Genomic DNA, 10,333 nt, shown 5'->3' with positions numbered 1-10,333 from the left:
TTGCGGGCGCCGCGCCGGCCAGGCCGATCAGAGGCGCTCTTCGACCCAGCCTTTCACGCCCGCGAGCGCGCCCGGCAGGTTCGCCGGCTCGGTGCCGCCCGCCTGCGCCATGTCCGGACGGCCGCCGCCCTTGCCGCCGACCTGCTGCGCGACGAAGTTCACGAGCTCGCCGGCCTTGACCTTCTTGCTCGCGTCCGGCGTGACGCCTGCGATCAGGCTGACCTTGCCGCCTTCGACGGCCGCCAGAACGATCGCCGCGTTCTTCAGCTTGTCCTTCAGCTTGTCGACCGTTTCGCGCAGCGTCTTCGCGTCCGCGCCGTCGAGCGTCGCCGCCAGCACGTACACGCCGCCGATTTCGACGGCCTGCTGCGCGAGTTCGTCGCCCTGGCTCGAGGCGAGCTTCGACTTCAGCGCGCCCAGCTCCTTCTCGAGCGACTTCACCTGGTCCTGCACCTGCGCGATCCGCTGCGTCAGTTCCGACGGCTGCGCCTTCAGCGCCGCTGCCGCTTCGTTCACACGCGCGTCGAGTTCCTGCACGTAGCGCAGCGCGTTGTCGCCGGTGATCGCCTCGACGCGGCGGATGCCGGCCGCGACGCCGCCTTCGACGACGATCTTGAACAGGCCGATGTCGCCGGTGCGGTGCACGTGCGTGCCGCCGCAGAGTTCGCGCGAGAAGCCGAGGTCGAGCACGCGCACTTCATCGCCGTACTTCTCGCCGAACAGCGCCATCGCGCCGCCCTTCACCGCTTCGTCGTACGGCATCACGCGCACGATGCCCGGCGCGTTCGCGAGGATTTCGTTGTTGACGATCTGCTCGACGCGACGGATTTCGTCGTCGGTCATCGGCGCGTTGTGGGCGAAGTCGAAACGGGTCTTTTCCGCGTCGACCAGCGAACCCTTCTGCTGCACGTGCGCGCCGAGCACTTCGCGCAGCGCCTTGTGCATCAGGTGGGTGGCCGAGTGGTTGCGCTGCGTGCGCGCACGACGGTGCGCGTCGATCTCCGCGCGCAGCACGTCGCCGACCTTCAGCGTGCCCTGCTCCAGCGTGCCGTGGTGGCCGATCACGTCGGCCTGCACCTTCAGCGTATCGGCCACCGCGAAGCGCGTCGCGGCGTTCGCGAGCACGCCCTGGTCGCCGACCTGGCCGCCCGATTCCGCGTAGAACGGCGTGTGGTCGAGCACGACGACCGCATCCTGGCCGGCCTTCACTTCGTTGACGGCCGAACCGTCGACGTACAGCGCGACGACCTTCGCGTCGTCGAACGCGATTTCCTCGTAACCGTGGAATGTGGTCTTCGCGCCCGTGTATTCGAGGCCCTGCGTCGCCTTGAACTTGCCGGCCGCGCGCGCCTGCTCGCGCTGGCGCGCCATCGCGTCGTCGAATGCCGGCTCGTCGACCGTCATCCCGCGTTCGCGGCACACGTCGGCCGTCAGGTCCAGCGGGAAGCCGTACGTATCGTGCAGCTTGAACGCGAGTTCGCCGTCGAGCACCTTGCCGCCCTTGGCTTCGACATCCGCCAGCGCGGCTTCGAGGATCGACATGCCATGCTCGATCGTCTCGAAGAAGCGCTCTTCTTCCTGGCGCAGCACGTCGGTCACGCGTTGCTCGGCTTCCTTCAGCTCCGGATAGGCAACGCCCATCTCGGCGACGAGGTCGGCCACCAGCTTGTGGAAGAACGCGCCCTTGCGGCCGAGCTTGTAGCCGTGGCGGATCGCGCGGCGCACGATGCGGCGCAGCACGTAGCCGCGGCCTTCGTTGCCGGGGATCACGCCGTCGACGATCAGGAACGAGCACGCGCGGATGTGATCGGCGATCACCTTCAGCGAGTTGTTCGTGAGGTCGCTGACCTCGGTCACGCGCGCGGCGGCCTTGATCAGGTTCTGGAACAGGTCGATCTCGTAGTTGCTGTGCACGTGCTGCAGCACCGCGGCGAGACGCTCGAGGCCCATGCCGGTGTCGACCGACTGCTTCGGCAGGCGCGTCATGTTGCCCTGCGCGTCGCGGTTGAACTGCATGAACACGAGGTTCCAGATCTCGATGTAGCGATCGCCGTCTTCTTCAGGGGACCCCGGCGGGCCGCCCCACACGTCCGGGCCGTGGTCGTAGAAGATCTCGGTACACGGGCCGCACGGGCCGGTGTCGCCCATCGTCCAGAAGTTGTCCGACGCGTAGCGCGCGCCCTTGTTGTCGCCGATGCGGATGATGCGCTCGGTCGGCACGCCGACTTCCTTCGCCCAGATGTCGTAGGCTTCGTCGTCTTCCTGGTACACGGTCACCCACAGCTTGTCCTTCGGCAGCTGGTAGACCGTGGTCAGCAGTTCCCACGCGAACTTGATCGCGTCGTGCTTGAAGTAGTCGCCGAACGAGAAGTTGCCGAGCATCTCGAAGAACGTGTGGTGGCGCGCCGTGTAGCCGACGTTCTCGAGGTCGTTGTGCTTGCCGCCCGCGCGCACGCTGCGCTGCGCCGTCGTGGCGCGCGAGTACGGACGCGGGTCCGTGCCGAGGAACACGTCCTTGAACTGGACCATGCCCGAGTTCGTGAACATCAGCGTGGGGTCGTTACCGGGCACGAGGCTCGACGAGCGGACGATCGTGTGGCCCTTCGATTCGAAGAATTTGAGAAATTTCTCGCGGATTTCGGCAGCTTTCATGGCGTGCGGGGACAGTCTGGCAAAGACGGCTTCAAACGCCGGCGCCCTTGGGCGGCGCGCGGCGGCATGGATTCGGAAACGATCGATTATACGGGATCGGGGCCGGCTTCCGGGCAAAGCGCCGGCAAAGCGGCTCGGGCCTCCTGCCGGCCCGGCTGGGCCACTCGCGACGCCGATTCGCCTTAAGATGCTCGGCATGCCAATTCGCCTTGCCTGCCAAGGCCAGCCATGAAAGGAGACGATTCGACGATGGGTGCCCTGAGCCATATCCGCGTGCTGGACCTCACCCGCGTGCTCGCGGGCCCGTGGTGCGCGCAGACGCTTGCCGATTTCGGCGCGGACGTGATCAAGGTCGAGCGCCCCGGCGCCGGCGACGACACGCGCCACTGGGGGCCGCCGTACCTGAAGGACGCGGACGGCGCGGATACCGCCGAGGCCGCGTACTACCTGGCGGCGAACCGCAACAAGCGCTCGGTGACGGTCGACATCGCGACGCCCGAGGGCCAGCAGATCGTGCGCGAACTCGCCGCGCAAAGCGACGTAGTGCTCGAGAACTACAAGGTCGGCCAGTTGAAGAAATACGGGCTCGATTACGAATCGCTGCGCGCGGTGAAGCCCGACCTCGTCTACTGCTCGGTCACCGGCTTCGGCCAGACGGGCCCGTACGCGCATCGTGCCGGCTACGATTTCATCGTCCAGGGAATCGGCGGCTTCATGAGCATCACCGGCGAACGCGACGGCGAGCCGGGCGGCGGCCCGCAGAAGGCCGGCGTCGCGATCGCCGACCTCGCGACCGGCCTCTACTCGACGATCGCGGTGCTCGCCGCCCTCACCCACCGCGACCGGACGGGCGAAGGCCAGTACATCGACATGGCGCTGCTCGACGTGCAGGTCGCGCTGCTCGCGAACATGAACACCAACTTCCTCGCGAGCGGCAAGCCGCCGGTGCGCTGGGGCAACGCGCATCCGAACATCGTCCCGTACCAGACGTTCCAGACGAGCGACGGGTGGATCATCGTCGCGGTCGGCAACGACGGGCAGTTCCGCAAGTTCGTCGAGGCGGGCGGCCGGCCCGAGCTGGCCGACGACGAGCGTTTCGCGACGAATCCGTCGCGGGTGCGTCACCGCGACACGCTGGTGCCGATCCTCGCGGAAATGGTGAAGGCGCGCGGCAAGGCCGACTGGATCGACGTGCTCGAAGCGGCCGGCGTGCCGTGCGGGCCGATCAACGATCTCGACGAGGTGTTCGACAACGAGCAGGTCGTCGCGCGCGGGATGCAGGTGTCGCTGCCGCACCCGAGCGGCGCGAACGCGAAGCTCGTGCGCAACCCGATCCGGATGAGCGTGACGCCGCCCGACGCGCGTACCGCCCCGCCGCTGCTCGGCGCACAGACCGACGACGTGCTGCGCGACATGCTCGGCTACGACGACGCGAAGATCGCCCGGCTGCGCGCGAAACAGGCGATCTGAGAGGCGATCCGTGCACGGCGCCCGGCGCCGGTGCCGGCGGGCAGGCGGCTGCCGCAGTTGCCGCTGCCGCAGCCGCCCCGCCGCGCGCCGTCAGCCGCGGCGGGCGAGCGCGTCGAGCCAGCCGTGCGCCTCGGGCCAGTCGCCGAGCCCGCTGTCCGCATTGATGTGGCCACGCGGGCCGATATCGTGGAATGCGCTGCCCCATGCGTTCGCGCAACGGCGCGCGAACGCGGACGAGCCGTACGGATCGTCGCTGCTGGCGACGACGCAGGTCGGAAACGGCAGCCGTTCGAGCGGCACGGGCCCGAAGCCGTGCGCATCGGCCGGAAACGCGGGGCCGCCCGGGTCGGGCAGCGCGACGAGCAGCGCGCCGCGCACCTTCGCGAGCGCGGCCGGGCGCGCATAGCGGGTTGCCCACCACGCGGTGGTGAGCGTGCCGAGACTGTGGCCGGCGATCAACACCGGCCCGCGCGCGGCTTCGACCGCGCGATCGAGCGCGAGACACCAGCCGTTGCGGAACGCACGGTCCCAGTCGGGCATCGCGACGCGCGAGAAACGTGCATCGGCACGCTCCCAGCGGCTCTGCCAGTGAAGCGGGCCCGAATTGGCGTAACCCGGCAGGACGAGAACGGGGAATGAGCTCATGGAAGGTGCGTCGACGGGTGAAATCGTTATATGGCGTCGACGCAGTGTCGCACACCCGTTCCTCCCTGATGCTGCCTGTCTGAAACCGGAAGGATGTGCAAGGGGCCGGGACGCGTGCGGGACGGCGTCGCGACCGGACGACGAGCCGCGTGGCACGCGGCTCGCGTCATGTCGTCGATCAGCGCACGTTCGCGCCGACGATACCGCCCGCCGCGGCGCCGGCGACCGTGCCGAGCGGGCCGCCCGTCACCAGGTAGCCGAGCGCGCCGCCCGCGGCCGCGCCGATGCCGGCATTGCGCTGCGTATGCGTCATGGCGCACGCGCCGAGTTGCGACAGGGCCGCGACGATCACGGCGGTACGAACGATAAACGTGGTCTTCTTCATCATGATTGTTGGTGTCCTCTCGCCGCGCGGTCATGCGAGCGGCGGCATTGAATCGGTGAAGCCATCATAGGCAACGCCAAACGGCCCGGGCAATCCGATTTACGTCGTGTTACAGCCGACACAATATCGAGATAATCCGTCGAAACCCGCGCCTGCCGCGCCGCCAGCCGCGCGGGACGGACCCCGGTCAGGTAGAATCACGGGATTAAACCGGCGCGACGCGCCGACACAACCTGACGCCATCCGCATGAGCACCGAACGCAACGACGCCCCCGCGGCTTCCAATTTCATCCGCAACATCATCGACGACGACAACCGCACCGGCAAATGGGGCGGCCGCGTCGAAACACGCTTCCCGCCCGAGCCGAACGGCTACCTGCACATCGGCCATGCCAAGAGCATCTGCCTGAACTTCAGCGTCGCACGCGACTACGGCGGCGTGTGCCACCTGCGCTTCGACGATACGAACCCGGAAAAGGAAAGCGTCGAGTACGTCGACTCGATCGTCGACGCGGTGCGCTGGCTCGGCTTCGACTGGCGCAAGGACGCGGTCGATCACCAGTACTTCGCGAGCGACTACTACGACAAGCTGTACGAATTCGCCGAGCTGCTGATCCAGCGCGGCAAGGCATACGTCGACAGCCAGAGCGCGGAAGAAATGCGCGCGAACCGCGGCTCGCTGACCGAAGGCGGCAAGCCGTCGCCGTTCCGCGACCGCACGCCGGAAGAAAACCTCGACCTGTTCCGCCGCATGAAGGCCGGCGAGTTCAAGGAAGGCGAGCACGTGCTGCGCGCGAAGATCGACATGGCTTCGCCGAACATGAACATGCGCGACCCGGTGATCTACCGGATCCGCTACGCGCACCATTACCGCACCGGCGACGCGTGGTGCGTGTACCCGATGTACGACTACACGCACTGCATCTCGGATGCGCTCGAAGGCATCACGCATTCGCTGTGCACGCTCGAATTCGAGGATCACCGCCCGCTGTACGACTGGGTGCTGAACGAACTCGCGGAAGCCGGCATGTTCACGCGCCCGCTGCCGCAACAGATCGAATTCTCGCGGCTGAACCTCACTTACGCGATCACCAGCAAGCGCAAGCTGCTGCAGCTCGTCACCGAAGGCCACGTCGACGGCTGGGACGACCCGCGGATGCCGACGATCGTCGGCGTGCGCCGTCGCGGCTTCACGCCGGAGAGCATCCATCTGTTCTGCGAGCGCATCGGCGTGACGAAGATCGATTCGTGGATCGACATGAGCATCTTCGAAGGCGCGCTGCGCGACGACCTCGACGACAAGGCTGCGCGCACGGTCGCCGTGCTCGATCCGCTGAAGCTCGTGATCGACAACTACCCGGAAGACCTCGAGGAAGCGTGCACGGCGCCCGTGCATCCGCACCATCCGGATCGCGGCGTGCGCACGTTCCCGATCTCGCGCGAGCTGTGGATCGAGCGCGAGGATTTCGTCGAGAACCCGCCGAAGGGCTATTTCCGCCTGTTCCCGGGCAACAAGGTGCGCCTGCGCTACGGCTACGTGATCGAGTGCACGGGCTTCGACAAGGACGCCGACGGCAACGTGACGGCCGTGCACTGCAACTACTTCCCGGACAGCAAGTCGGGCACCGAAGGCGCGAACAACTACAAGGTCAAGGGCAACATCCACTGGGTCAGCGCGAAGCATGCGCAGCCGGCCGAAGTGCGGATCTACGACCGCCTGTTCAAGGAGCCGCATCCGGACGCGGGCGGCGCGAACTTCCTCGAGGCGCTGAATCCCGATTCGAAGAAGATCGTCCAGGCATACGTCGAGCCGGGCAACAGCGACATCGCGCCGGAAACGCGCGTGCAGTTCGAGCGTCACGGCTACTTCGTGGCCGATCGTGTCGATTCGAAGCCGGGCAAGCCCGTGTTCAACCGGATCGTCGGGCTGCGCGACAGCTGGGGCAAGCCGGCCTGACGGATCGGACAGGCGCGGCGCCGGTCGCCCGCGCCTGTGCCGTTCGTCATGCACGGCAACGGCTGCGCCGATGCGCAGCCCGACTGCCCGCTCGCCGGGGCGGCCTGCCCCGAATGCCACGTCAGGAACCGTCGCCATGCCCTATTCGCTGCAGGCCATCGTCGCCAGATCCGGCGCATTTGCGTCCGCGCCGCTGCCGCGGGGGCTGCGCGTCGTCCGCCTGCGCGGCGACATCGACATGATCCCGCTCGACACCGCGTTCCGGAACGCTCACGCGATCCCGTTCTGCCCGTTGACCGACGGGGGCGACACGGTGCTGCCGCCGGCACTTCTGTCGCTGTGTGAACAGTTGAGTGCGCACGCTGCACTGGCCTATGTCGAAGCCGAATTCTTTGGCGGCAGCGGCACCCAGGCGCATGCGCGCTTCGCGGATGGCCGCGCAAGCGGCCCGCTCGTCGTGTCGGATCATGCGATCAACGAAGCGCTTCGCCATCTCGGCGTCGCCAAGGGCGACGCGTTCGACGAGTTCGAAGCGATCGGCCTCGACCAGCATCGCGACACCGATCGATGGCTGGCCTGACTCACCGGCCGCGAATCGGACGAACCATGAAAAAACCGGCTTGCGCCGGTTTTTTTATTGCATGCCAGGGTTACGCGCCCGTCAACCGCCGATGCAGATCCACCAGCGACAGCTTCGTGCGAAACAGCCGCGCGAGGCTGCGGCTCGCATACGCGTCGATGTCGGCCGGCACGGTCCAGCGATACGCATCCATCTCGGGAATCATCGAGCCGTCTCGACGGCTCGGAAACAGCGACGTGCACGTGCACTGCCCCGGATCGATCTCGCCTTCGGCCACCTGCACCGCGAACAGGTGCAGATCCTTGTCGTGCCGGTACGCAAAGCGGCCGAGATCGAGCAACCGGGCCGGCGCCAGCGCGATGCCGGTTTCCTCGAGCAGCTCGCGCAGCGCGGCGTCGGCCGGCGATTCACCCGGCTCGCCCTGCCCCTTCGGGATGTCCCAGTGCGTGGTGTCCGTCGCGTGCGCGAGGAACACGCGGCCGGCCGCATCGAGGATCACGACGCCGCACGACACCGTGCGCGGCGCGTCGCCCCGCTTCATCACACGCGTGCTCAGCGCTTCTGCAACTGCCACTTGCCCGCGTCGGTCTTGCAATAGACGGGCTTGAGCGTCATCGTCTGGCCCTTCGCGGTGATTTCGGTGGCGATTTCGCGGCAGGTCTTGCCGTCCGTCTCGGTCGTGGTCGGCGTGAGCTTCGCATCGATCTGCGTGCCGCGGCCGCTGCTCTGCCACGTCGTGGCCTCGCCGTCCTTGCCTTCATCGCGTGCTTGCACAACCGCCTTCGTGAGCGACGCACGGTCGGCCTTGCTGAAATAGCTGATCGGCGTGTCGTTCAGGAAGTTCAGGTTGTTCTGCGCATGGGCGGGCAGCATCGCGGCTGCGCACGCGGCGCCGGCCAGCACGCGCGTGACGACGGAAAGGGATGCACGCATCGACATGTTGTTCTCCTTGGATATTCGATCAAACGGCGCAACGCGCATGCCGGCGAACCGGGGGCCGGCGCTCCGGCACGCACACTGCGCCTGTCAGCGAGCGAGGATAGCATGCGTGCCGCCCGCACCGCCTTCTAGTGGCCGGCCGGCGCGGCCGTTTGCCGATATCCGTCAGTCAGCGTGCCGAGGAAGGCGATCACGTCCTTGATCTCGGCCGCGTTCAGCGCCGGCTGCTCGCCGCGCTTGCGGTCGAACGGCGCTTCGCGGTTGATGTTCGGCCAGTAGCGTTTCGGCAGATCGTCGTAGATCTGCACCTTGCCGTGCACGACCGGATAGAACTTCTCCGGATGAATGTCGCGCTCGACGTAGAAGCGCATCACGTCCTCGAGCGTGTGATACACGCCGTTGTGGAAGAACGTCTTGCGCAGCGCGACGTTGCGCAGCGACGGCGTGCGGAACAGCCCGCAGAATTCGTCGCGGCCCTTCAGGTCGGTGCGCTCGGGCCCGCACGCGCCGAGGTCGTGGAAGCGCGGGTCGCGATTGACCGGCAGCGCGCGATTGCGCGGCACCGCGATCGCGATCAGCCCGAAATCGCTGAACTGCGGCGGCGTGCCGTCGAGCGCACGCTGGCTGATGTGGCAGCTCGCGCAGTTGCCCTTCTTTTCGTCGTTGAACAATTGCAGCCCGCGCATTTCGGCCGGCGTGAGCTGCGCGTGGCCCGCGAGATACGCGTCGTACTTGCTCGTGTACGGCGAGAACAGTTCGGGCGTCTGCTCGAAGGTTTCGAGCGCGCGCAGCACGGCCTTGAACGTGGCCGCATCGTCGTCGAGCACCTTCACGCCGAACACCGCGCGGAACTCCTGCGCGTACGGCGCGGCCTTCACGGCCTGCGCGACCTTCGCCGGCGAGCTGTTCATCTCGAACGGCGACGTGAGCGGAATGCGCGCCTGCTCGGCGCCCGTATCGACGCGGCCGTCCCACGTGAGGCCGCCCGTCGGGCCGGCATCGACGCTCTCGTCGCCTTCGTCGTCGGAATCGTGGAAGTGCTCGGTGAACTGCGGCACGCCCTGCAGGTACTTGAGCGACGGCACCGCACGAAAGCCCGGATGCTTCATGTCGTCGCCGCCTAACTGCACGTCCAGCGCATTGGGCGGCCCGAATGCGTGATCGGGGCTGTGACACGACGCGCACGCGAGCTTGCCGGAACCTGACAGCGTAGGGTCGAAGAAAAGTTGCTTGCCGAGGGCCGTCATCCGGCGCACGCCTTCGTAAACTTGTGCGCGCGTCTGCGGCTGGTTCGTCGCGACCACGGCGCCACTCGCGGCAACCGTTGCGGACGCAACCGGGTGCGCACCGTCCGGCGCGCCCGACGCGCTCGCGGCCTGCGCGGACGGCGTACCGGCACCGGGCTGTCCGTCACAGCCGGCAACGGTGACGAGCGTGGCGGCCAGCGCGAATGCGCCGGCGAGATGCAGCCACGAATGCGCGAATGCGCCGGCTGTCGGTTGGCGAGGCTTCATCGATTCGTCGGAAAGTAGGTTCAGGAGCGGCCGGAGTTTATGTCAGCCGCATGACCGTTACATGACGACTCATCGACAGCCAATCGAAAGGACGCCTACACCCGCCTGTCAAATCGCACCCTCAAAATGCGTGCAGCCGGACATGCCACGGTCACCTCGCGAACCGGCGGTGCACGAATGCGCCGGTTCCC

The 10,333-nt window shown here is 67.4% G+C and carries 9 protein-coding genes; 3 read left to right on the top strand and 6 right to left on the bottom strand.

The genetic code is table 11. From position 1 onward, the window contains the following. Positions 1 to 27: 27 nt before the first annotated feature. On the bottom strand, positions 28 to 2,652 hold the full coding sequence (alaS, locus tag AB3K92_RS29690) for an alanine--tRNA ligase (protein ID WP_060126119.1): 2,625 nt from the start codon (positions 2,650 to 2,652) through the stop codon (positions 28 to 30). 249 nt (positions 2,653 to 2,901) lie between these two features. On the opposite strand from alaS, the gene AB3K92_RS29685 reads away from it, so the two are divergent. Further along, a complete protein-coding gene (locus AB3K92_RS29685; RefSeq protein ID WP_048025927.1) occupies positions 2,902 to 4,122 on the top strand; it encodes a CaiB/BaiF CoA-transferase family protein in 1,221 nt (406 codons plus the stop codon). 90 nt (positions 4,123 to 4,212) lie between these two features. Here the strand turns inward: AB3K92_RS29685 and AB3K92_RS29680 are convergent, their stop codons facing one another. Together AB3K92_RS29680 and AB3K92_RS29675 are read right to left on the bottom strand one after the other, a co-directional pair. Further along, the gene (locus tag AB3K92_RS29680; RefSeq protein WP_369466431.1) at positions 4,213 to 4,767 is read right to left on the bottom strand and encodes an RBBP9/YdeN family alpha/beta hydrolase; all 555 of its coding nucleotides are present in this window, start codon (positions 4,765 to 4,767) and stop codon (positions 4,213 to 4,215) included. Positions 4,768 to 4,945: 178 nt separating this feature from the next. Further along, positions 4,946 to 5,155, bottom strand: coding sequence for an ornithine acetyltransferase (locus AB3K92_RS29675; RefSeq protein WP_011351716.1), 210 nt, complete (start codon positions 5,153 to 5,155; stop codon positions 4,946 to 4,948). A gap of 244 nt (positions 5,156 to 5,399) precedes the next feature. On the opposite strand from AB3K92_RS29675, the gene AB3K92_RS29670 reads away from it, so the two are divergent. Both AB3K92_RS29670 and AB3K92_RS29665 read left to right on the top strand, forming a co-directional pair. After that, a complete protein-coding gene (locus tag AB3K92_RS29670; protein ID WP_027787758.1) occupies positions 5,400 to 7,109 on the top strand; it encodes a glutamine--tRNA ligase/YqeY domain fusion protein in 1,710 nt (569 codons plus the stop codon). 136 nt (positions 7,110 to 7,245) lie between these two features. Further along, positions 7,246 to 7,689, top strand: a complete 444-nt coding sequence (locus tag AB3K92_RS29665) for a hypothetical protein (protein WP_059649382.1) — start codon at positions 7,246 to 7,248, stop codon at positions 7,687 to 7,689. A 70-nt stretch (positions 7,690 to 7,759) separates the two neighbouring features. On the opposite strand, the gene AB3K92_RS29660 is transcribed toward AB3K92_RS29665, so the two are convergent. The 3 genes from AB3K92_RS29660 to AB3K92_RS29650 form a co-directional block, all read right to left on the bottom strand. Next, entirely contained in the window at positions 7,760 to 8,230 is a 471-nt protein-coding gene (locus AB3K92_RS29660; protein ID WP_059677691.1) for an NUDIX domain-containing protein, read from the bottom strand. A gap of 11 nt (positions 8,231 to 8,241) precedes the next feature. After that, on the bottom strand, positions 8,242 to 8,628 hold the full coding sequence (locus AB3K92_RS29655; protein WP_021160818.1) for a hypothetical protein: 387 nt from the start codon (positions 8,626 to 8,628) through the stop codon (positions 8,242 to 8,244). Positions 8,629 to 8,756: 128 nt separating this feature from the next. Further along, on the bottom strand, positions 8,757 to 10,142 hold the full coding sequence (locus AB3K92_RS29650) for a cytochrome-c peroxidase (RefSeq protein WP_021160819.1): 1,386 nt from the start codon (positions 10,140 to 10,142) through the stop codon (positions 8,757 to 8,759). Between the last annotated feature and the right edge of the window lie 191 nt (positions 10,143 to 10,333).

The sequence above is a fragment of the Burkholderia sp. Bmkn7 genome (assembly GCF_041103175.1).
GTDB lineage: Bacteria > Pseudomonadota > Gammaproteobacteria > Burkholderiales > Burkholderiaceae > Burkholderia > Burkholderia cepacia.
Note: the sequence above shows the minus strand (reverse complement) of the source record. Positions and strands in the feature narration are given on the sequence as shown.